This is a genomic window from Pseudomonas coleopterorum (assembly GCF_900105555.1).
GTDB lineage: Bacteria > Pseudomonadota > Gammaproteobacteria > Pseudomonadales > Pseudomonadaceae > Aquipseudomonas > Aquipseudomonas coleopterorum.
Genome location: NZ_FNTZ01000001.1, coordinates 3,390,647 through 3,410,927 on the forward strand (window position 1 = coordinate 3,390,647; position 20,281 = coordinate 3,410,927).

Genomic DNA, 20,281 nt, shown 5'->3' on the forward strand with positions numbered 1-20,281 from the left:
TGTTGGTAAATACAAACCGGTTTAACAAACCGGCCTAAATTATTGATTGATAGAGTAGTGCAGGCATAGCCCAACGGACGACCGCTGGTCGATTTCTGATCAATTGCTTCAGAGGCAAGCGCGCAGAACGCGGACCAGGTGCTGCGCTCGCGGGTCCATCAGTACATAGGGGCCCAGTGTATTCACGGCGAAGCCCACGGCAACATCGTGCTCCGGATCGGCGAAGCCGACCGACCCCCCGGCTCCGGGATGACCGAAGGCACCGGCGCCGAGGCCGAAGGTGGCGTTGGCCACTTTCGGCTGATCGAGCATGCAGCCCAGACCGAATCGGGTTGGCGTCATCAGGGTCTTGTCCACGCCCAGGCTGTGTTCACGGGTCAGCTCTGCCAGCAACTCGGGCTCGAGCAGGCTACCATCGAGCAGGCCGGCGTAGAAACCGGCCAGACTGCGGGCATTGCCATGACCGTTCGCCGCAGGTTGCTCCATGCGGCGCCATTCCGGCTTGTTGGTACTGGTCAGCACCGACGGTGGATTGGTGAAGGCGCGGGTGGCCATGGCTTCAGGTTCGCGCATGGTGACCTGCAACAGACGCTGGGCCGCTTCGTCGCCGACGTTGCCCTTGCCACGGGCAATGTGTGCAACGCGGTGAAACTCCTCGTCGGGCAGCCCGACATGGAAGTCCAGCCCGAGAGGCCGGGCAACCCGCGCCATGATCGATTCGCCGGGGCCGCGATGATCGGCTCGGCGCAGCAGCTCGCCGACCAGCCAGCCGTAGGTGATGGCGGCATAGCCATGGCCCGTGCCCGGCGACCACCACGGCGTTTCCGCGGCCAGTGCGGCGGTCATGCGTGGCCAGTCGTAGAGCGCTTCGGGCGGCAACAGGTCACGCAGGGCCGGCAGACCGGCCTGGTGGCTGAGCAGATGACGCAGGGTGATCGATTGTTTGCCGGCTGCGGCGAATTCCGGCCAGTACTGTGCTACCGGCGCGTCCAGCGCTAGCTTACCTTCCGCGACCAGCTGCAGGGCGGTCACGGCGGTGAAGGTCTTGGTGCAGGAAAACAGGTTGAGGATGGTATCGCTATGCCAGGCCTGGGCACCGTCCTTGTCGGCGGTTCCCGCCCACAGGTCGACAACCGTTTCCCCACCGATCTGGATGCACAGTGCGGCACCACGCTCCTGGGGGTTGTCGAACAATGCCGCGAACGCCTCGCGCACGGCTTCGAACTGCAGCTCGAAGTGACCTTGTATCTGCACCCTGACTCCCATCGACCGCGTGGCAAAAAATGAAGGGCATTGTTTCAGCGATTCAGCGCTTTGGGAACCGCCCTGCCAGGGAGAATTGTTTCATCTGGCCTGCACAGGCCATCACGAAATTTCGCGGCGGAACGGTGGCAAGGCATTGAGGATCGCCTTGCCGTAGCGCTGGGTCACCAGGCGCCGATCGAGCAGCGTGATGGTGCCGCGGTCCTGCTCGGTACGCAGCAGCCGCCCGCAAGCCTGGATCAGGCGCAGGGAGGCATCGGGCACCGCGATCTCCATGAACGGGTTGCCGCCACGCGCCTCGATCCATTCCGCCAGCGCCGCCTCCACCGGGTCATCGGGCACCGCAAAGGGGATCTTGGCGATGATCACGTGCTCGCAGTAGGCGCCTGGCAGGTCGACCCCTTCGGCGAAGCTGGCAAGGCCGAACAGTACGCTGGAGTCGCCGCCATCGACTCGCGCCTTGTGCTTGTTCAGGGTTTCCTGCTTGGACAGGTTGCCCTGGATGAACACCTGCTTGCGCCAGTCGCGGTCCAGCCCGTCGAACACGTCCTGCATCTGCTTGCGTGAGGAAAACAGCACCAGCGAGCCGCGATAGCCTTCCACCAGGTCCGGCAGGTCACGGATGATGGCCGCCGTATGCGCGGCCGCATCGCGGGGGTCGGCGCGCAGATCGGGAACCCGCAGCACGCCTGCCTGCTCATGGTGAAAGGGGCTGGGCACGATGGCAGTCACCGACGCTTTCGGTATACCGGCGCGCATGCGGAACCGATCGAACTTGCCCAAGGCCGTCAGGGTGGCCGAGGTCACCAGGGCGCCGTAGGCAACGTTCCACAGGTTGCGACGCAGCATTTCCGCCGCCAGGATCGGGCTGGCATTAACCTCGATGTCATAGAGCGCACTGCTGTCGGCCAGGGTCAGCCAGCGGGCCATGGGCGGGCTGTCTTCGGGGTCTTCCGCGGTGAACGCGGTCCACAGCTCCCAGCTGCCCTGTGCGCGTGCCAGCAGGCTGCCGAACAGGGGGTACCATTCTTCGGCCTGGTGACTGGCGATGCCGACGTTCTTCTCGCCGTCCATGCCTTCCTTGAGCAGCTCGCTCAGGCGGGTGAACAGATCCGTCAGTTTGGAGAAGCCCTTCTTCAGCTCGATGCCCATTTCCCGCATGTGCTCGGGAATCACACCGCCCACGAAGCGATGGCGTGGCCGTTCGCGGCCTTCCATATCCTCGCCCGGTTTGAAGTCCGCCAGTTGCTCGCAGGCGCTGAACATGAACTGCTGCTGGGTCTTGATCTCGCGGGCCAGCTCCGGAACCTGCTCGATCAGGCGCCCGAGGTCGCCGGGCAACGGGTGCTGGGCCAATAGCTTGGTCAGGTTCTTGGCCGTGGTTTCCAGCCAGTCCGCCGTGGAGCGCAGGCGGCTGTAGTGGGCGAAATGACCAATGGCCTTGTCGGGCAGGTGATGACCTTCGTCGAACACATAGACGGTGTCACGCGGATCGGGAAGTACCGCGCCGCCGCCCAACGCCAGGTCGGCGAGCACCATGTCATGGTTGGTGACGATCACATCGACCTTGCCCATCCCTTCACGCGCCTTGTAGAAGGCGCATTGCTGGAAGTTCGGGCAATGGCGGCTGGTGCACTGGCTGTGATCGGTGGTCAGGCGTGACCATTGCTGGTCTTCCAGGGCCACCGGCCAACTGTCGCGGTCGCCGTCCCATTTATTGCCGGCCAGTTTCTCGATCATGCTGGTGAACAGTTTCTGGCTCGCCTCGTCGACCTCGATCTTGAAGCCTTCCTCTTCGAACAACTGCGCGGTCGCGCTCTGCGCATGACCTTCCTGCAGCAGCACGTCGAGCTTGGACAGGCACAGATAGCGCCCACGGCCCTTGGCCAGGGAAAAGGTGAAGTTCAGACCGCTGTTGCGCATCAGGTCGGGCAGGTCCTTAAAGACGATCTGCTCCTGCAGCGCCACCGTGGCCGTGGCGATCACCAGGCGCTTGCCGGCTGCCTTGGCGACCGGAATGGCGGCCAGGCTGTAGGCTACCGTCTTGCCCGTACCGGTACCCGCCTCGACCGCCACCACGGCCGGATCGCCGCTGCGACGACCTTCTTCGTCGCAGGCGATGTCGCCCAATACCTTGGCGATTTCGGCAATCATCAGACGCTGGCCGTAGCGCGGCTTGAGGCTCTTGGCTTCGAGAAAACGCGTGTAGGCGCCCTGGATCGTGGTTTTGAGTTCGTTACTGATCATCGACTGGTCATGGCGAAAGGCTGGATATATTTTCAGTGTTTCTCATCGGGTCGCTATCATACCCTGCTCGACTTCGATGTGCTGGCTGGAGATAACCATGAGCGCCGACGGCGTCTTCCAAACCCTGCACGGGCTCGCTGTACTGATGTGGCTGGGCGGCATGCTCGCGACCTGGATGATCCTGCGCCCCGCCGGGCTTGCGGCGGCTTCGCGAGCTCGGCGCTTGACGCGCCTGGCGGATATTTTCCCACAGGTGTTCGGCTGGATCTGGGCAGCCGTGCTGATTCTTCCGATCAGCGGCGTCGCTCTGCTGCGCCTGCACTTCACCGGCTTCGAGACGGCACCACGCGATGTGCAGATCATGATGGGCCTGTACGTGATCATGGCGGCGCTGTTGCTGCGCATGCAGGGGCTGCAACTGCCCGCGCTGCGCAAAGCCGTCGCGGCCCAGGACTGGGCGGACGGCATGGCTGCCACGAAAAAACTGCGACGCCTGGCCATCGCGGGTCTGCTGCTGGGCCTGGCCGTCGTGGTGCTGGCCGTGGCCAGGCAGCTCAACGACGTTTAGAAGCGCTGGACGCTCAAGGTGCCCGCGGCGCCCGCCTCGCCGACACGTCCCGGCAAGCCTTCGCGGCCCGACTTGCCGCCTTCGGCACGGTACACCACGCAGCCCTTGGATTTGCCGCCGGCGCCTGCACGTCCCGGCACACCGGCTGCACCGCCCTGGCCGCCATCGGTGCGAACCTTGATCGATTCGCTGGCAAACGTGGCCGGTACGCGCAGACGGACGTTGGCGCCAGACGCCCCCGGCAGGCCATCGCCACCATTGTCGCCATTGCCACCGCGTCCCGCCGAACCCCAGGTGCAGCCGGGCGCCTCGCCATTGCCGCCATCGAGACCGGCATAGCCATCGGCGCCCGCGCCGCCGCGCGCATCGATGTTCAATTCCTGAGCGTTGAGCGATTGCAGCTGTACGTCGAGATTACGCCCCGCACGCGCCGCCTTCTGGTGAGTGCCCGGTGCCCCGCGGGCCAGGATCTGGCTGCCACTGCCCAGTTCGGCGTGCTGCGCTCGCAGGCGCAGTTCCTGCTCGCCCGGAACAACAGCGATGCGTGCCTCATGTCCCAGGCGCAATTGCTCGACACTGAGGTCGGTCAGGTTGGCCGGAATCAACAGGGTGCCGTAATCCGCCACGTCCAGCCGTTGCAGCTGCAGCACGCTGGAGCTGGCCGGCAGGCGCAGCAGGGAATGGGGTTCGACACTGACCGACTCGGCCAATGCCAGCGGCGCAAACAGTACTGCCAACAGACCCAGCTTACGCATGGCTAGCCTCGGTATCGAGCGGTGCAGGAATGGATTGGATATGAAAGATCCCGGCCAGCAGGATCTGCACGCGATCGAGCCAGGGATGGCTGCGCCCGCGCAGGCGCTTGTTGAAAGCGACGACTTCGATCACATGCAGCAGCAACAGCGTGCCGCCGGCCAGGTTGATCAATGCATGAAACGGTTTGACCATCGGCAGGAACAGGTTGAGCAGCACCACCCACCAGAACAGCAGCGTCAGACATTTACCCAGAATCAGAAATCCTTTCATGTGCCCCCCACGGCATCGGCTAGGCGCACATTAACGGCTGGGGGGTGGCGGTGACCAGAGGCCGGCAGGAAAAAGCTCTGTCGGCCTCTGTTCATCAATGCGTCAGATGGATTTCCACGCGACGGTTCTTGGCCCGTCCGGCGTCGGTGTCATTGCTGTCGACCGGCTCGCTTTCGCCGCGACCTTCGCTGCTCAGCTTGTCTGCCGCAACGCCTTGCGACAGCAGAAAGGAGACCACGCTGGCAGCACGCTGCTCGGACAGCTTCTGGTTGAAGGCATCGCTGCCGACGCTGTCGGTATGGCCGATGATCCTGACCGTAGCCACCTGGGAGGCCTTGATGCGCGAGGCCAAGGAAGTCAGTTCGGTACGAGCGCTGCCAGTGAGCTCGGCGCTGCCGAATTCGAAAGGCACGTCGCCAGCATCGCTCAAGGTCACGACCTCGGGGATGTCCGCCACGGGTGGCTCAGGCGCCTTGGTGACCGCCGGATACACGGGCAACGGGCAGCCGTTGTGTTTGACCGGGGTGTTGGGAGGGGTGTCGGGGCAACGGTCGCGGCGGTCGAACACGCCGTCTTCGTCCTTGTCGCCATCCTGGGCGTAGCAGACCAGGCCAGCGGCTACGGCGCCCGCCAGACCGCCACCGGCAGCCCAGGCTCCGCTTTCGATGGCACCCAGGCCACCACCGACCAGGCCGCCCAGCACGCTGCAAACCGGCCAGGTACGTGAATTCAGTGGAGATGCGCCATCACGGGTGGTACTGCAACCGCCCAGCACACCAGCGACCAGCAGAGCGGGAAGTACGGCCCGCGATAGATCTTTCAGCATCATTCAAGGCTCCTGAGTCGCCGGCGGGTGCCGGCAACTAAGAAGTAAAGCGTGCCGCCGGTCGTTGTACAAGGCGACTGGCGGTCACTGATAAAGGTTCAACGCTGGATGAGAATCTCGGTACGGCGGTTCATGGCGCGACCGTCTGCGGTGTTGTTGTCGGCGACCGGTTGGGCTTCGCCCATGCCTTTGACCGATACCACGCTGGCACGCGGCACGCCGCTGCTCACCAGGTAGTCAGTCACCGCCTTGGCGCGCTGCTCGGACAAGCGTTGGTTGTAGGCGTCTCTGCCAACACTGTCGGTATGACCGCTGACGCTCAGGCGCGCCGTGGTGGCCTCGGTTTTCAAGCGGGTAGCGACGGTATCGAGCTGCGCCCGGTCGGCGGCGGTGAGGGTGGCCTTGTCGAATTCGAAATGCACGTTGCGGATGACGATCGTTTCCTCCTTGGGCAGCGGTGCCGGTTCGGCGGCCACGGGCATCGGCGCCGGAGCGGGCGGCGGGCAACCGTTGGCGTCGACCGGTGTGCCTTTGGGCGTGCCGGGACACTTGTCGCGGCTGTCCGGTACGCCATCACCATCCTCGTCGCCATCGCCATGCACCCAGCAATAGGCCGCACCGACACCGGCCGCCGCTGCGCCGACACCGGCGGCCAGCGATCCGCTTTCGATGGCACCCAGCGCCGCGCCGGTCACGCCGCCCACGGCTGCACACATCGGCCAGTCGGTTTTCTGCAAGCCTGCGCAACCGGTCAGCACACTGCTGACCAGGATCAAGGGTAACGCCGTCCGAACTATGCTCATCTAGGTTTCTCCTCAGGGAAATCGGCGACAGGGGCCGATGTTCAGGGAGTAAAGACTGCCCAGGCCATATGCGCCAGCAATAAGCCATGTCGGGGCGGCTCAATCAGTGCTGGGCCATCAGGCCGAGGCCCTATAATGTGACGGCCAAGACCGAGGAGTAGCAATGACCGACGCATTTTCTGCCCGCACCCCGCAACAGGCCCTGGCGGCCCTGCTCGAACGCCATGCGCCCCAGCGCCTGCTGCTGATCGGCGCCAGCGACTTCCCCGCCCTGGCGGCGTTCGAGGCGGCGCACCCTGAAACCCAGATCTCCAGAGCGGCGCCCGGCCCCCTGCCCGCGCATCTGGCCGGACAGCGCTTCGACCTGGCGCTGGCGCTGGATTGCCTGGAGCATTTGAGCAAGCCCGAAGGCACGCGCCTGCTGGCCGGCATCCGCAACCTCAATGCGAGCTGCATCGCCGTGCTGGCCGACCCGGTCGCCAGCGGGTGGAACGATACCGACTTCTACGCCCTGGCCCTGCAGGCCAGCGAGCGCTTTGCCCGCGACCAGCAGGTGCTCACGCTGTACACCTATGATGTGCGCGAATACAAACAAGTCCCGGATTGGCTCAACGCCAAGTTCTGGGCCAACCCGGAAAACTTTGGCAAGTATTGGTGGTGATATGAGCGTTTCGATCTGTCCGTGCGCAAGTGGCAATCTGCTGCCGGCCTGTTGCGGCCGCTATCACGAAGGCCAGCCGGCCCCCGACGCCCAGAGCCTGATGCGCTCGCGCTACAGCGCCTACGTGCTGGGCCTGGTCGATTATCTGGTGGCCACCACCCTGCACGCCCAGCAGGCCGGTCTCGACCGCCAGGCCATTTCCCAGTGGAGTTCGCAGAGTACTTGGCTGGGCCTGGAAGTCGTCGCGGCGGAAGTTTTCGGCGGCCAACCCGAACATGCCTTCGTGACCTTCAGCGCCCGCTGGCACGACAGCGCCGGCGAACACTGCCACCGCGAGCGCTCCGCCTTCGTGCAGCACGACGGCCGCTGGTACTTCATCGACCCGACGGTACCACTCAAGGCCAGCCGCAACGACAGCTGCCCCTGCGCGAGCGGGCAGAAGTTCAAGAAGTGCTGCCACAATTACCTACAAGCTAATTTGTAGGTAGAGAGCACGATGTCCAAGGTCTTTAGTTACGGGCGGTTCAGCAACGCAACACAGTCAGCAGGGGACAGTTACGCACGTCAGACAAAGGCTGCAAAGGCGTTCGCCGAGGGGCGTGGGTTAGACTTAGCGGACCCAGCTGAGTATCTGTTCTTCGATAAGGGGCGTTCGGCTTACAAGGGCAAGCATCTTGACGATACTGGAGAATTAGCGCGGTTTCTGAGGTATGTAGAGGATGGGTCAATCCCAGCGGGTAGCTATCTGGTGATTGAAAGCCTCGACTGTCTCAGCAGAGAGAGAGTGCGCGATGCCCTTCCGCGCTTTCTCGATTTACTAGCGAAAGGGATCAACATATTCACAAGCGCTGACAATCACCTGTACACCCAGGACTACGACGTCACCGACTTCCTGATCAGCGTCATCTGCATGGTACGCGCCCACGAGGAAAGCGCTGTTAAAGGTGTACGTGTGTCGGCGGCATCGCAGGCTAAACAGAAGCTAGCGTGGGAGACTGGCAAGCCGCTCGGTAAACTCCGGTCCCTATGGCTAGACCTGACACTAGACGGCTATGTCCTGAACCCTGAACGTGCTGCGGATGCATGACGGCCCAGCCGCTCACCCAGTCGGAGAAGTCATTCCCGCATTTGGCAGGGTGTAAGCATGATGATGAGGCTACCCAGCACCCTTGGCAGACGTTGCACGAGATCATTGATAACGAACGAGGGTAATGGCAAGAGGATAGCCACCTTGTACACTGGTGCATGCCATCGAGAACCAAGGAAGCAAAGATGTCCGACCCAAAAGCCCCTGAGCTTGATTTCTCCCAGCGCATGGGAATCATTCCTGCCACACCAAGGATGCAGCTCGATGAAATTACTTCCGAACTGAGGAATTCGCTTTGGAACGTGTTGACGATTGAGTTATTCGACCACTATCAGAGACCTTACGATAGCAGCTTTCAATATGTTAAAGGCTGCAACTTCCATGAATACGTTAATAAGCTGTATGCCGACTTCTTCAAAACTCGAGTAGATAATATCCCGCCCTACTGGTATGAATTAGTTCCAGAGATTAGCCAGAGGTTTTATGAACTTAGATGGGATAGAGTTTACGCCTTCATGGAATTCACTGTAGGCAACACCGACCCTATCTATTCTGAAGACATTGCTAGAGAGTGTAATAGGGTTTTACAGCGGGAGAATTCAGGCTATCGCTTTGTGGCTGGCAAAGTCACACCGATTACATCTAGCGAAGAAATCCACGAGATCGAAGATGCGATCAAGCGGGGTAACGGTTACGCAGGGGTCAACACTCACCTACAGACAGCATTGGTACTAATGTCAGACAGGGAGAATCCCGACTATCGCAATTCCATTAAGGAATCTATCAGCGCTGTCGAGAGCCTAGCAAAGCAGCTCACAGGCAATGCTACGACACTAGCCCCGGCCTTGAACGAACTGGAGAAGCATCACAACTTACATCCTGCACTGAAGAAAGCCTTCTCCTCATTGTATGGCTGGACATCTGACGCCGATGGTATCAGACATTGCCTTATGGATGTACAGAATCTTACTCAAGCTGATGCGCGGTTCATGCTGATTACCTGTTCTGCGTTTATCAACTTTGTCATAGATAGCACCAAGAATTGATCTAAATGGTATTACTAAGCTGGTTCCAGTACGCTACGAGGACGCTTCTGTTTACGGCAATACAAAATGTTTAAGCAAACGGCACTGGGCCTATTCTTACTTGGTTGTGCTTCACTCGCTGGCGCGAGCTTGCTAACTGAGGAGCAAACCAACATCACGAAGTATGCCGGTTATCTTTGGGCTGTCAAAGAAATTAGTCCTGAGGTGATGACCAGCTCGGTGAATATAGTTGAAACCAGAATGAAAGCTATTGCACAGAAAGACGACTTACCAATGATGACATTTGCGGCGCTTCGCAACACCGCTAACACAAACTCGCAAATTATCGTAAGTTACGTCAAGTCCCAATACAAAGCAGGAAAAGACCCTGATATCAAAGGGATGACTAGTAAAGCATTAGCGTTTTGCAAGAAGAGTGGAATCAGTGTTGGATGGAAGGATGACAAAATGTCTTTCTCCCTCGACGATATAGGGGATGTGTTGTAATCCCCCACTATTACTGGCAGGGGCTTGATCGTCATTCCTATGGAAGAGGTTCATAGCTGACTTCTGGTTGCACGCTGAACAAGACAGGAAGGATGTCGGCTGGTTGGCCGTCCAGCGTGTCCGCAAATGGCACTGCGAACGCTGGCGTTTTGATTCTGGCGAGTAGCACAGGGAAACGAATCGGCTTGTACGCTGGAATGCGTTCCTTACGAGCTGGCCTTTCATACACAGTGCCGAAACTTTCCTCAAGACTGGCGTAGTCGATCACCTTGGTGTTGCGTTGCACGAAGTCATCAATGACATGTTGCACATCGCCTACCGTCTTCCCATGAAGTAGGTCGAAGATGGCCTGTTCAAAATCCCTGTCTGCCACTTCATCCGTCGACCGAAGGCGTAGGTACTGGATGTAAGGCAGGTCTTCGAGCACTTGTGACAGCCCTGAACGATATTGAGCGTGACGCTCTAGCTCCATAACCAGTACGGCTACAAGTGAATACCTCACCGTCTTTGGTGACCATCCTTTCGCTTCCTTGCCCTTGAGTTCCGATTGCAGTGTGCTCAACGCAACAGTGGTCATGGCTACCAGGTCTTTCAAGTGACGAGCATGCACCGGGTCAGATGGGTTCAGGAACTCACGTAGCCAGCGTAGAAGCTCGTTACGGCGTGTCGGTTTGATCTTGCCCAGCTTTACAACTTCGTCAATCAAAGGCTTGCCGAGGTAGTCAATCAGGCGTTCCAGCACATCGCTATCGCGTTCGTTATCATGAACGGCATGGCGAGGGTGACAGTCTGAACGTGCAATGCGGCGTCCGCCGCTGTAGTAGCTAGTGCCATAGGCTTTGTTGGGCTTCTGGGGGCTGAGCACCAAGTTATCAGCGTAGTACATTCCGATTTGGGTTTGACCTTCGACCGGGGCGATGTGGGAAAGCTCGAACAGGCGAGCTGTTCCGTACTGGTTGCACTTGAAGGCCAGAGCTTGAAGCTGGATAACTTCGAGTAGTGATTGGGCTGTGTGCCCCTTGAGTACTTCCAGAGTTCCTGCACGTTTGCACTCCTGCACAAGACGATAGAACGGTGCTGAGTGGCGAGCCTTTTCGATGTGGTCAACTTTGGGGCGCTTGCTGTTGGCAGTCTTACGAGTGCATTGCACGGAGCAATACTTCTTACTGGCGGTGGGAGTGGTAAACACTTTGGAGCATTTGCTGCATCTACGACTGTGGCGCTTCTTTGCCTTGGTGGTTGTTGCTTTGGATGGTCCGATCACGGCTACCTTCTTCCTTGTTCCGAATTACTGGTGATAGTTGGTAATGATGGGTATGGCGGCATGATGGACTGCACAAAGATCAGAATCTCATAGAAGTGAATACATGCCCACACACTTTGCATGTGCAAACTTTCATGCTGCGAACTTCTCAAATGGAACAGCGACGTTTCCGTCGGGTTGTGCGACTACCCAGCGGCGAAGGCCGTTAATGTTGAACACTTCTCTGACGATGAACCTCTTGCGGCTGGTGCCGATGAGAGTCATGGCGGCTGACATCGCCGCCCCTTGTGATGTGAATTCGTATGGCGTAGCCATGTTGCTTTCTACTATGTGAGTAAGGTGATGTCGTATGCGAGCGCGTACATTTGTAACGCCTATATGGCTTGAAGCCCTTTTAAGGCAAGGGTTACAACGTCATAGCACCATTAAAGATAATAGCAGTGGTGTTGCCACTTCTTTCAAAGTTGCCCCGACCTGTCTGCCTTGTGCGGCGAATCACAACTGATTGACTAACATCCTGCTTTTGGCTAGCCTGCCAGCTTACTCAACAACGAGACAGGGATGTACATGTTAAACAAAATTCGTTTCCATGCTGGCTCCGCCCCTGACAGCGAGCCTTTAGAAATTCAGTTATCCCCTGTCACGATTTTCGTGGGTCCGAACAATAGTGGCAAATCTAAGTCACTAATCGAAATCGAGACCTTCATAAGGTCACATGATTATCAAGGAGGTGTTGTCGTTAAAGATATTGAATTTCAAAGCTGGGAGCCAGAGGATTTTGAGCACGAAATATCGAAGATCAAAGTTCAGGCAACAACAGGCGAAATTATTAATCCCGGATATATACTAATCGCAAAACTAAACCCACAGCATAACAACCCTTTCAGAACGCAAATCAATTTAGATACGATCAAACAGGAAGCGGGCAACCCAATATTCCATAACAGATATCATTACTTGCAGTTCCTGGGGGTGTTCACACTGCGGCTAGATGGAACAAATCGTCTATCGCTGATTAACGATCAAAGTGCGGGCGATCTCCAAAGCACACCAGCCAATCACCTTGCAAAGCTATTTATAGATGATGAGGCGAGAGAGGAAGTTCGTAGAATCGTCTACGAAGCTTTCTCACAATACTTGGTGGTGGACCCAACTAATATTGGACAACTTCGTCTTAGGCTATCACCTCGTCCTCCTCGTGATGCTCACGAAGAACGTGGCTGGGATGCAACTTCAATTGCATTCCACTCCAAGGCTCCTTTGCTTAGAGACAGCAGCGATGGCGTCAAAGCGTTTGTGGGGATGTTGACGACGCTGATAGCAGGTGAGCCAAAAATAACGTTGATAGATGAGCCCGAAGCCTTCCTGCACCCTTCGTTGTGCTCAAGGCTCGGGAAGGAGATTACCTCCGCTTTGGCGGGAACCAATCGTCGGCTGTTTGTTTCAACCCATAGCGCAAGCTTCCTCATGGGCTGCGTACAAGGCGGAGCCCCGATTAATATAGTGCGCACCACCTATGATTACTCTAGAGCGACGGCAAGGCTACTACCTAAGGAGAAACTTACGCATTTGATGCGGAACCCATTACTTCGCTCTGTAGGGGTATTGAACGCGTTGTTTTACAGTGCCGTTATCGTCACGGAAGCTGACGCAGACCGCGCCTTCTATCAGGAGATAAATGAGCGCCTACTACAAAGCAAAGATGCGCGTGGAATAGAGGGATGTCTTTTCCTCAACGCACAAAACAAGCAAACCGTATGGGATATCGTCTTACCATTGAGGGAGCTGGGTATACCTGCGGCTGGAATTGTTGATATCGACATAATTAAAGAGGGTGGCGCAGTATGGCAGAAGCCTATGAATGGAGCTTTTATTCCAGCAATCAGCCACGTCGGATTAAATCAAGAAAGGAAAGCGCTGCTTGATGCATTCAATGCTACCGGCAAAAATATGAAAACAGCCGGAGGAGTATCAATACTTCCACCAGATGAGAAAGAAGCATGTACAAATTTTTTCCAGCGACTCGCGGCCTACGGAGTCTTCGTAGTTCCTTGCGGGGAAATCGAAAGCTGGTTGAGCGACCTAGCCGTCTCGCGTAACAAAGGGACGTGGCTTACATCTATCTTCGAGAGAATGGGTGAAGACCCGCAGGCACCAGAGTATATTAAACCTGCTGAGGGAGATGTCTGGGAATTTATCGGAGATGTAAAACGCTGGGTAAGCGATCAGTCGAGAAAAGGCATACCTGACTAAGTCCCCATTGGCGGCAATGGCCTGGCGACGAAGTCAGGCCAACCCTCGTGGCGTATGTGGTCGAGATAATAAGCCCAACAAGCTTCGCGATTGCTTCTTGATTAATGCCTGACATTAATTCGTGCCCCCAAAGCTATGCTTGATTGCAGGAGGATCATACCCAGCAAGCAAATTATCTATTTCACTCAAGATTAGAAGGGTTTAACGGATTCTTAATCTTACAACTTATTATAACATTTTTTCTCGCCCTCGTTTACCCCCGCGGCGTAAAAACGACTTACTTTGTCGCTTATGCCGCTTGTTTTGTCTAGCTATAACAGGGCCGATATGCGGCGAGACAGAAATAAACCGACGGTGGCGGTAGTGTTTTGTTGCACCAATCCAAGAAGTGCTGCGCCAGCTACATCAGCCAATGACCCTGAGATGGGAAATGTCCGGCACCTGAATGTTTTCCTCGTGCCGCAACTGCCCCATGTCGCTGCCTGCGGGCGCCAGGCTGAACTGCTGCAGGTTGAGGTTCGGCGCACGTACTGCGGGCTTGTCCTCCTGCAGATCGGCGCCCACCTCGGCGATGGCGAAATCGGGGGCGTCGACGGCTACGAACGCCGCCATGTAGGCATCGCGCGGCACGACCTCGGCGCGGCGTGCCGCGGCCATGGGTTTCTGGCCGAAGTCACCTGCCGCGGCGGGCGCGGTCATGATGATTTCCTCGATCTCCTGGGCCATCTCGTCGATGCTCGCCATCGCGCCTGCGCGCGCCAGGGCTGCGCGGTACTTTTCCGCCGCCTGGGCATCGAGGTTGTTCTTGAGCACCAGTCGGCGCCCGGAAAACAGCAGCTCGATACGCTGGGCATCGGCCTTGAACAGGGTCGCCAGGTTGCTCTTGACCTGATCCAGCGACGCGCCAGGCACGCATTCACCGCTGAAAACGATCTCGTACAAGCTCATGGCAACTCTCCTGGCGTGACACCGTTGCCGGCAGTGGGGGTGGCAGCTAGATGCCGAAGGGCCAGCACCGTGACGGTGATTATGGACCACGATGTTTCGGCGCAACAAGCTCGCCCTTGTCATGCGCATGGGCCTTGTTAGACTCAGGGCAAATCCAGAGGTCCGCGCCATGTCCGCTTGCACTCTCGTTCTGCGCAGCATCGGCTTGCTCTCAGTGCTGGCGCTCACGGGATGCGCAACCTGGTTCACCGGCAACTACGAGGACCCCAAGGTGCACCTGGTCAAGGTCGAAGTGGTCAAGGCCAACCTGCTGCAGCAGCGCTTCATCCTCCGGTTTCGCATCGACAACCCCAACCGCCGCAGCCTGCCCGTACGTGGCATGAGCTACAGCGTGCGCCTGGAAGACATGCTGCTCAGCGAAGGCGAGACGAGCGACTGGTTCAGCGTGGCCGGCAGAAGCGGCGAATACTATGAAGTGCCGGTGCGCACCAACCTCTGGCAACACGTGCGCGAGTTGTCCAAGCTGCTCAAGCATCCGGATCGACCGATCCGCTACGAGCTGCGCGGCGAACTGCGTACCGGCGTGCTGTTCGGTCACGATGTGGTACTCAATCACACTGGTGAAATCAACGCCCGCGGCCTGCCCGGCCACTGACCATCGCAAAGATTCTTGGCGCAGCCCTTCTATTCCAGACCCAGGGTGAGATAATTCCGGCCAATTTCAATCACGGAGTTCCCCCGATGTCCCAGCAACCTCACGTGCACGGTCCTGACTGCAACCACGATCACGACCATCACCATGAGCACGACCACGGTCACGTGCATGGCCCGCACTGCAATCATGCTCCGCAGGAACCGGTGCGCAATGCCCTCAAGGACGTCGGCCGCAACGATCCGTGCCCGTGCGGCAGCGACAAGAAATTCAAGAAGTGCCACGGCGCCTGAGCCGAGCCTCTGCGTGAAGGGGCTGCGTTCCGGCAGTCCCTCTGTAACCCGAGACCTGGCCCAAGGCTGACCGCGGCGCATACTGTCCGCAAGCGGCTCGACCCAGGCAAAAATAACCCCCGCCAGACGCTTGCGCCCCGCCTTCTCCCTCTCTAACGTAGCGCCTTTTACGCCAGCCCCCGCAGGAGCTTCGCCATGGCCTCGCCCGCCCGTTCTTTCTTCATGCCCAAGTTCGGCTGCGCCGCCGTGGTGACCGGCATGCTCAGCCTGACTGGCTGTCAACAATGGCTGGGCGGCTCAGCCGACCAAAGCCTGCCGCCCAGCGTGGGTGTACAGCCGCTCAAGGGTCTGGCGCAGAACGTCTCGGTGCGGCGCAACACCCTGGGGATGCCGCTGATCGAGAGCAACACCTTCCACGATGCCCTGTTTGCTCAAGGATATGTCGCCGCCAGCGACCGTATCACCCAGATGGTACGCATGCGGCTGCTGGCTCAGGGGCGTCTGGCCGAGCTGGACGGTGCCGATGCACTGGACAGCGACCGCCTGCTGCGCAGGATCAACCTGAAGAAGAACGCCGACCAGCTGTACGCCGCTGCATCACCGCGGCTCAAGCGCTTCTTCGATGTCTACGCGCGGGGCGTGAACGCCTACCTGTTCCGCTATCGCGGCAAGCTGCCGGCACCGCTCGGCGGCTACACCCCCGAATACTGGAAGGCCGAAGACTCGGCGCTGATGTTCGCCCTGTGGTCGTTCAGCCAGTCGCTCAATCTGCAGGAAGAGCTGGGCTCGCTTGCGCTGGCGCAGAAAGTGGGCACCAACAAACTGGCCTGGCTGCTGCCGGTCTATCCGGACGAGAGCCTGCCGTTCACCGAGGCCGAGAAACTCAAGGGTGTGTCCTTGGGCAACTCGCTGACCCATGTGGCGGGACTGGGCACTTTGAACCATGAACTCGAGCGGCTGGGCACGGCCAGCTCCAGCAACTGGGCCATCGCCCCCCAACGCGCGCGGTCCGGCAAAAGCCTGTTCGCCAACGATCTACATGCCGCCACTGCGGTACCCTCCGCCTGGAGCTTCGTGCAACTGCGCGCACCGCGTTACCAGGCCGCGGGCGTCGCCCTGGCCGGTCTGCCGGGCGTGCTCACAGGCTTCAACGGTCAAGTGGCCTGGGGCATGTCGGCCGTGATGGGTGACAACCAGGATCTGTTTGTGGAAAAGGTCAAAAGCGAAGGCGGCCGCGTGCTGTATCAGTCCAACGGCAAATGGCTACCGGCGCGGGTACGTCAGGAAACCTTCCTGGCCAAGGGGCAGCGGCCACTGCGCGAAGCCGTGTACGAGACCGGACATGGTGCCCTGCTCAACGACCTCGCCGGCCTGTCGGCCAGCGTTGGCTATGGCCTGGCCTTGCAGCTGCCGGACCTGACCGAAGACAAGAGCCTGGACGCCCTGTTCGATCTGTCGCGCGCCAGCAATGTCGAGAAGGCCTCGGATGCCAGCCGGCAGATCCGCGCGGTGGCTACCAACCTGCTGTTCGCCGACGCCAACAGCATCGGCTGGCAGGTCACTGGCCGTTTCCCCAATCGCCTCGAGGGCAAGGGCATGCTGCCCTCCCCCGGCTGGGATGGCCGGTATGACTGGGACGGCCTGGCCGACCCGATGCTGCATCCCTACGACCAGGACCCGCCGCAGGGCTGGCTGGGGACCGCCAACCAGCGCATCGTCCCGCCGGGTTACGGTATTCAGCTGTCCAACGGCTGGTACTACCCTGAGCGCAGCGAACGCCTCGCGGAACTGGCCGGCGCCGGCAAGCACGACACCCGCAGCATGATCGCCATGCAGTCCGACCAGACCACCCCGTTCGCCGCCAAACTGAAGAAGATGTTTCTCGCACCTGGCATGGCACAACCGCTGAAGAGCGCCATCGACGCCCTGCCCGACGCCGATCGCACCAAGGCCCGGGAGGCCTACACCCGGCTGATGACCTTCGATGGCCGGCTGAGCGCGCAATCCGCCGACGCCGCGTTGTACGAGCTGTTTCTGCAACAAAGCATGCAGCGCACCTTCCTCGACGAACTGGGGCCGATCGACAGTGCCGCCTGGAAGGCCTTCGTCGCTCAGGGCATGGCTTCCTACTCGGCCCAGGCCGATCATCTGCTGGGGCGCGACGACAGCCCGTTCTGGGACGACGTGACCACGCCTCAGAAGGAAGACAAGCCTGCCATCCTGGCCCGCAGCCTGGCTGCGGCGGTCACGGCTGGCGAGACACAACTGGGCGCCGACCGCAGCAAATGGCAGTGGGGCCGCCTGCACCGCACCAGCTGGACGGACGTCGCTGGCCAGACGGTACGCGGCCCGGTGGCCACTGGCGGTGATCACACCACGCTCAATGCTGCGGCCTACCGGTGGGGCGACAGCTTCGACACCGCGTCGATACCGGCCCTGCGCATCGTCGTCGACTTCGCCCAGACCGAACCCATGATCGGCCTCAACAGCAGCGGGCAATCCGGTAATCCGGCCAGTGCCAACTACGCCGATGGCATCGATGCCTGGCTCAAGAATCAATACGTCAGCTTTCCGATGCAGCCGCAGAACTTCGAGAAGGCCTATGGCATCAAGCGACTGACGCTGACGCCGCAGAAGTAACCGCCTCAACGGCCCATGACGGTCCCCCGCCACTCGGACGGGGGCTGGTCATCGCCCGGGATCCCGGCCTATGGGGAAGAACACCCCACCGCTCCAGACCCCCAGCCAACCGTCACGCACCACCGCCAACTCGACGAGACGATAGAACACGTTGCGGTGAATGCGCGCTTCCAGGTTGGTACGCACCCGTACGTAGGGCGAAGGCTCCTGGCTGCAGGGGGAGATGTCCACCCGCAGCGGATGCTCCTCACCCGCATCGAAACTGTCTTCGACATTGCTGGTGAAGCGCAGCGTCTGCTGCTCGCCTTCACCCGATACCTGCATGTCGACGGCCACGAACGGCGCGTCATCGACGACGATGCCCACCTTCTCCACCGGGGTGACCAGGACGTACTCGTCGCCATCGCGGCGCAGGATGCCCGCGAACAACTTGACCATCGCCGGCCGACCGATCGGCGTGCCCTGGTAGAACCAGGTGCCGTCGCGGGCAATGCGCATGTCGATGTGCCCGCAGAAATCGGGATTCCACAGGTGCACGGGCGGCAAACCCTTTTCGTGAGTGGGGATGTGCGCCAGCAAATCGTCGGCCTTGCCCGTCATGCCTGTCTCCTCAGCGGCTTACGCCCAACAGGCTACGAGCGTAGTCCTCCAGGGGCGGGCCAAGCAAATCTTCCGGTTTGTTGTCATGCATCGTCAGCAGTCCGCCACGGCTGCGGATGGTGGCGGTGTCGATGAGGTAGTGAGTGCTGGTTTCGATGAGCATGATCTGGATCACGCTGCTGTCGACGCCGAGTCGATCCAGGGCCTCCTGGTCGGCCCACTCGTCCGTGTTGCCGATGCGGTCGTCGGCACGGGCAAAACGGGCATAGAGCAGGTAATGCGCACCGGCATTGCGTGCTTCGCCCATGGCCTGCTCCAGGCCCAGCGGTGCCGGGGCACGGCGTACCAGGGGAAAATACTCGACGAAGGCTTCGAACGCTTCTTCGGCGACCACGTTGGGCCTGGGGTAGGCGCCCCCAGGAGGCACGAACGAGCCTTGGGCGATGTAGATGAACGAGTCGGGCTGCACGCGCAGGTTATTGAAGCGGCGGGTTTCGCTGTGATTCAGCACGCCTGCATCGCTCAAGTGGTAGCGAGCGCCCTCGCCCAGATCACTGACCTTCATGCAGCCGCTCAACGCCAAGAGCGCCAGCAGCACGACCAGGTTACGCATGCATCCTCCAGAGCCGGCGACAAGATCCCGGCGATTGCCTGGCTGATGCAGCTTCTGCGCCAGTTCGCGAAGCTGGGGAGTGCCCAGGCTCAGGATTCCTTGGGACCCGGCAGTTCCGGATCGCGCTTGCGCTTGTTGCCCATGCGCACGCCGATGTCCATCAGGAACTGGAAAAAGCCTTCCTGATCTTCCAGCACATTGCTCCAGAACGGCGAGTGATACAGCGCCACCGCGCCGTGCACCAGAGCCCAGGCTGCGCAATAGTGGAAGTACGGCGGCACATCTTCCAGCTTGCCTTCGCTGATCCGTCCCTCGATGAGGAAGGTCAGTCGCTCGAAATTTGACGCGCGAATCGTGTGCAGCTGCTCGACAAGTTCGGGCACCTGATTGCCTTTGACGACCTTCTCTTCGAGCCTGTCGAACAGTCGGTAGCGCTGCGGATCGCGCATGCGGAATTCGAAATAGGCGCGGGACAAGGCTTCCTTGTCGCGATCGATGTCGGCCGAATGCAGCAGTGCATTCAAATCGCGCTCGTAGTCGAGCATCAGGCGCAGGTAGATCTCGGCCTTGGATTTGAAGTGCTTGTAGATGGTGCCTTTGCCGATACCGACGGTGTCGGCGATCAACTCGACCGTGACGCTGTCTTCACCCTGCTCGAGAAAGAGCGCAAGCGCGGTGTCGAGGATTTCCTGCTCGCGGCGGCGAAACTCACGGACCTTACGAGGTTCTTTTTGCATAGGAAGGACTGGATCGAAAGCGAAGGCCGTCATTATGCCTGTATGAGGTCAAAATGCACGGATCATCCGAAATCTCTGGCGTTATGGCGGATATGCCACACAACCCCGAAATCGGTGCTGAGCAACCTTGCGCGTATTCCAAATACGTTTAAGAAAACCCGAATGGGCACTGGCGCCCGACGGGCACTCGACGATACTCAAGAAGTCGTCGCGTCATCTCCCCCAATGACGCGTCGGCAAGGCGTCGATGGACCACGCGCCTGTAGTA

The 20,281-nt window shown here is 59.6% G+C and carries 22 protein-coding genes; 10 read left to right on the plus strand and 12 right to left on the minus strand.

The window, feature by feature from the left end:
- Nucleotides 1–108 precede the first annotated feature (108 nt).
- Nucleotides 109–1,254, minus strand: coding sequence for a serine hydrolase domain-containing protein (locus tag BLV18_RS15110; RefSeq protein WP_090359650.1), 1,146 nt, complete (start codon nucleotides 1,252–1,254; stop codon nucleotides 109–111).
- Between the two features lie 111 nt (nucleotides 1,255–1,365).
- Nucleotides 1,366–3,510: an ATP-dependent DNA helicase DinG gene (dinG, locus tag BLV18_RS15115; RefSeq protein ID WP_090359652.1), complete on the minus strand. Its 2,145-nt coding sequence runs from the start codon at nucleotides 3,508–3,510 to the stop codon at nucleotides 1,366–1,368.
- Between the two features lie 97 nt (nucleotides 3,511–3,607).
- On the opposite strand from dinG, the gene BLV18_RS15120 reads away from it, so the two are divergent.
- The gene (locus BLV18_RS15120) at nucleotides 3,608–4,078 is read left to right on the plus strand and encodes a CopD family protein (protein WP_090359654.1); all 471 of its coding nucleotides are present in this window, start codon (nucleotides 3,608–3,610) and stop codon (nucleotides 4,076–4,078) included.
- Here BLV18_RS15120 and BLV18_RS15125 read toward each other — a convergent pair.
- The 4 genes from BLV18_RS15125 to BLV18_RS15140 form a co-directional block, all read right to left on the minus strand.
- Entirely contained in the window at nucleotides 4,075–4,833 is a 759-nt protein-coding gene (locus BLV18_RS15125; protein WP_049862208.1) for a hypothetical protein, read from the minus strand. The genes BLV18_RS15120 and BLV18_RS15125 overlap by 4 nt on opposite strands.
- Nucleotides 4,826–5,104: a DUF1145 domain-containing protein gene (locus BLV18_RS15130; RefSeq protein WP_090359655.1), complete on the minus strand. Its 279-nt coding sequence runs from the start codon at nucleotides 5,102–5,104 to the stop codon at nucleotides 4,826–4,828. The genes BLV18_RS15125 and BLV18_RS15130 overlap by 8 nt, the downstream gene beginning before the upstream one ends.
- Before the next feature lie 94 nt (nucleotides 5,105–5,198).
- Nucleotides 5,199–5,927, minus strand: a complete 729-nt coding sequence (locus BLV18_RS15135) for a PA1041 family peptidoglycan-binding anchor lipoprotein (RefSeq protein WP_090362322.1) — start codon at nucleotides 5,925–5,927, stop codon at nucleotides 5,199–5,201.
- 101 nt (nucleotides 5,928–6,028) lie between these two features.
- Nucleotides 6,029–6,733 carry a PA1041 family peptidoglycan-binding anchor lipoprotein gene (locus BLV18_RS15140; RefSeq protein WP_049862210.1) on the minus strand — a complete coding sequence of 235 codons (705 nt, stop codon included), beginning with the start codon at nucleotides 6,731–6,733 and terminating at the stop codon, nucleotides 6,029–6,031.
- Nucleotides 6,734–6,896: 163 nt separating this feature from the next.
- Between BLV18_RS15140 and BLV18_RS15145 the strand changes: the two genes are divergently transcribed.
- From BLV18_RS15145 to BLV18_RS15165, 5 genes are all read left to right on the plus strand, one after another.
- Nucleotides 6,897–7,394, plus strand: a complete 498-nt coding sequence (locus BLV18_RS15145) for a DUF6231 family protein (protein ID WP_090359657.1) — start codon at nucleotides 6,897–6,899, stop codon at nucleotides 7,392–7,394.
- 1 nt (nucleotide 7,395) lies between these two features.
- Nucleotides 7,396–7,878 carry a YchJ family protein gene (locus BLV18_RS15150; RefSeq protein WP_090359659.1) on the plus strand — a complete coding sequence of 161 codons (483 nt, stop codon included), beginning with the start codon at nucleotides 7,396–7,398 and terminating at the stop codon, nucleotides 7,876–7,878.
- Between the two features lie 12 nt (nucleotides 7,879–7,890).
- Nucleotides 7,891–8,481 carry a recombinase family protein gene (locus BLV18_RS15155; protein WP_090359661.1) on the plus strand — a complete coding sequence of 197 codons (591 nt, stop codon included), beginning with the start codon at nucleotides 7,891–7,893 and terminating at the stop codon, nucleotides 8,479–8,481.
- Between the two features lie 185 nt (nucleotides 8,482–8,666).
- The gene (locus tag BLV18_RS15160; protein WP_090359663.1) at nucleotides 8,667–9,527 is read left to right on the plus strand and encodes an AbiJ-NTD4 domain-containing protein; all 861 of its coding nucleotides are present in this window, start codon (nucleotides 8,667–8,669) and stop codon (nucleotides 9,525–9,527) included.
- A gap of 66 nt (nucleotides 9,528–9,593) precedes the next feature.
- On the plus strand, nucleotides 9,594–10,013 hold the full coding sequence (locus tag BLV18_RS15165) for a hypothetical protein (RefSeq protein ID WP_090359665.1): 420 nt from the start codon (nucleotides 9,594–9,596) through the stop codon (nucleotides 10,011–10,013).
- 37 nt (nucleotides 10,014–10,050) lie between these two features.
- Here BLV18_RS15165 and BLV18_RS15170 read toward each other — a convergent pair whose 3' ends face one another.
- Nucleotides 10,051–11,277, minus strand: coding sequence for a hypothetical protein (locus BLV18_RS15170; protein WP_139211029.1), 1,227 nt, complete (start codon nucleotides 11,275–11,277; stop codon nucleotides 10,051–10,053).
- 132 nt (nucleotides 11,278–11,409) lie between these two features.
- Nucleotides 11,410–11,592: a hypothetical protein gene (locus BLV18_RS15175; protein ID WP_090359669.1), complete on the minus strand. Its 183-nt coding sequence runs from the start codon at nucleotides 11,590–11,592 to the stop codon at nucleotides 11,410–11,412.
- Nucleotides 11,593–11,844: 252 nt separating this feature from the next.
- On the opposite strand from BLV18_RS15175, the gene BLV18_RS15180 reads away from it, so the two are divergent.
- The gene (locus tag BLV18_RS15180; RefSeq protein WP_090362325.1) at nucleotides 11,845–13,530 is read left to right on the plus strand and encodes an ATP-dependent nuclease; all 1,686 of its coding nucleotides are present in this window, start codon (nucleotides 11,845–11,847) and stop codon (nucleotides 13,528–13,530) included.
- A gap of 405 nt (nucleotides 13,531–13,935) precedes the next feature.
- Here BLV18_RS15180 and BLV18_RS15185 read toward each other — a convergent pair whose 3' ends face one another.
- Entirely contained in the window at nucleotides 13,936–14,478 is a 543-nt protein-coding gene (locus tag BLV18_RS15185; RefSeq protein ID WP_090359671.1) for a hypothetical protein, read from the minus strand.
- A 169-nt stretch (nucleotides 14,479–14,647) separates the two neighbouring features.
- Here BLV18_RS15185 and BLV18_RS15190 point away from each other — a divergent pair, with 169 nt between their 5' ends.
- From BLV18_RS15190 to BLV18_RS15200, 3 genes are all read left to right on the plus strand, one after another.
- Nucleotides 14,648–15,133, plus strand: a complete 486-nt coding sequence (locus BLV18_RS15190; protein WP_090359673.1) for an LEA/WHy family protein — start codon at nucleotides 14,648–14,650, stop codon at nucleotides 15,131–15,133.
- 86 nt (nucleotides 15,134–15,219) lie between these two features.
- Nucleotides 15,220–15,423: an SEC-C metal-binding domain-containing protein gene (locus tag BLV18_RS15195; protein ID WP_082223728.1), complete on the plus strand. Its 204-nt coding sequence runs from the start codon at nucleotides 15,220–15,222 to the stop codon at nucleotides 15,421–15,423.
- 195 nt (nucleotides 15,424–15,618) lie between these two features.
- The gene (locus BLV18_RS15200) at nucleotides 15,619–18,063 is read left to right on the plus strand and encodes a penicillin acylase family protein (protein WP_090359675.1); all 2,445 of its coding nucleotides are present in this window, start codon (nucleotides 15,619–15,621) and stop codon (nucleotides 18,061–18,063) included.
- Between the two features lie 48 nt (nucleotides 18,064–18,111).
- On the opposite strand, the gene BLV18_RS15205 is transcribed toward BLV18_RS15200, so the two are convergent.
- From BLV18_RS15205 to BLV18_RS15215, 3 genes are all read right to left on the minus strand, one after another.
- The gene (locus tag BLV18_RS15205) at nucleotides 18,112–18,663 is read right to left on the minus strand and encodes a DUF1285 domain-containing protein (RefSeq protein ID WP_090359677.1); all 552 of its coding nucleotides are present in this window, start codon (nucleotides 18,661–18,663) and stop codon (nucleotides 18,112–18,114) included.
- A gap of 10 nt (nucleotides 18,664–18,673) precedes the next feature.
- Complete coding sequence (locus BLV18_RS15210) at nucleotides 18,674–19,276, minus strand: DUF4823 domain-containing protein (protein WP_049862224.1); 603 nt, start codon at nucleotides 19,274–19,276, stop codon at nucleotides 18,674–18,676.
- An 89-nt stretch (nucleotides 19,277–19,365) separates the two neighbouring features.
- Entirely contained in the window at nucleotides 19,366–20,013 is a 648-nt protein-coding gene (locus tag BLV18_RS15215) for a TetR/AcrR family transcriptional regulator (protein WP_049862225.1), read from the minus strand.
- Nucleotides 20,014–20,281 lie beyond the last annotated feature (268 nt).

Excerpts from the sequence above, each read along its gene's own strand:
- dinG (WP_090359652.1), bottom strand. The coding sequence starts at position 3,510 with ATGATCAGTAACGAACTCAAAACCACGATCCAGGGCGCCTACACGCGT.
- BLV18_RS15120 (WP_090359654.1), top strand. The coding sequence starts at position 3,608 with ATGAGCGCCGACGGCGTCTTCCAAACCCTGCACGGGCTCGCTGTACTG.
- BLV18_RS15125 (WP_049862208.1), bottom strand. The coding sequence starts at position 4,833 with ATGCGTAAGCTGGGTCTGTTGGCAGTACTGTTTGCGCCGCTGGCATTG.
- BLV18_RS15130 (WP_090359655.1), bottom strand. The coding sequence starts at position 5,104 with ATGAAAGGATTTCTGATTCTGGGTAAATGTCTGACGCTGCTGTTCTGG.
- BLV18_RS15140 (WP_049862210.1), bottom strand. The coding sequence starts at position 6,733 with ATGAGCATAGTTCGGACGGCGTTACCCTTGATCCTGGTCAGCAGTGTG.
- BLV18_RS15145 (WP_090359657.1), top strand. The coding sequence starts at position 6,897 with ATGACCGACGCATTTTCTGCCCGCACCCCGCAACAGGCCCTGGCGGCC.
- BLV18_RS15150 (WP_090359659.1), top strand. The coding sequence starts at position 7,396 with ATGAGCGTTTCGATCTGTCCGTGCGCAAGTGGCAATCTGCTGCCGGCC.
- BLV18_RS15155 (WP_090359661.1), top strand. The coding sequence starts at position 7,891 with ATGTCCAAGGTCTTTAGTTACGGGCGGTTCAGCAACGCAACACAGTCA.
- BLV18_RS15160 (WP_090359663.1), top strand. The coding sequence starts at position 8,667 with ATGTCCGACCCAAAAGCCCCTGAGCTTGATTTCTCCCAGCGCATGGGA.
- BLV18_RS15165 (WP_090359665.1), top strand. The coding sequence starts at position 9,594 with ATGTTTAAGCAAACGGCACTGGGCCTATTCTTACTTGGTTGTGCTTCA.
- BLV18_RS15175 (WP_090359669.1), bottom strand. The coding sequence starts at position 11,592 with ATGGCTACGCCATACGAATTCACATCACAAGGGGCGGCGATGTCAGCC.
- BLV18_RS15180 (WP_090362325.1), top strand. The coding sequence starts at position 11,845 with ATGTTAAACAAAATTCGTTTCCATGCTGGCTCCGCCCCTGACAGCGAG.
- BLV18_RS15185 (WP_090359671.1), bottom strand. The coding sequence starts at position 14,478 with ATGAGCTTGTACGAGATCGTTTTCAGCGGTGAATGCGTGCCTGGCGCG.
- BLV18_RS15190 (WP_090359673.1), top strand. The coding sequence starts at position 14,648 with ATGTCCGCTTGCACTCTCGTTCTGCGCAGCATCGGCTTGCTCTCAGTG.
- BLV18_RS15195 (WP_082223728.1), top strand. The coding sequence starts at position 15,220 with ATGTCCCAGCAACCTCACGTGCACGGTCCTGACTGCAACCACGATCAC.
- BLV18_RS15200 (WP_090359675.1), top strand. The coding sequence starts at position 15,619 with ATGGCCTCGCCCGCCCGTTCTTTCTTCATGCCCAAGTTCGGCTGCGCC.
- BLV18_RS15205 (WP_090359677.1), bottom strand. The coding sequence starts at position 18,663 with ATGACGGGCAAGGCCGACGATTTGCTGGCGCACATCCCCACTCACGAA.
- BLV18_RS15210 (WP_049862224.1), bottom strand. The coding sequence starts at position 19,276 with ATGCGTAACCTGGTCGTGCTGCTGGCGCTCTTGGCGTTGAGCGGCTGC.
- BLV18_RS15215 (WP_049862225.1), bottom strand. The coding sequence starts at position 20,013 with ATGCAAAAAGAACCTCGTAAGGTCCGTGAGTTTCGCCGCCGCGAGCAG.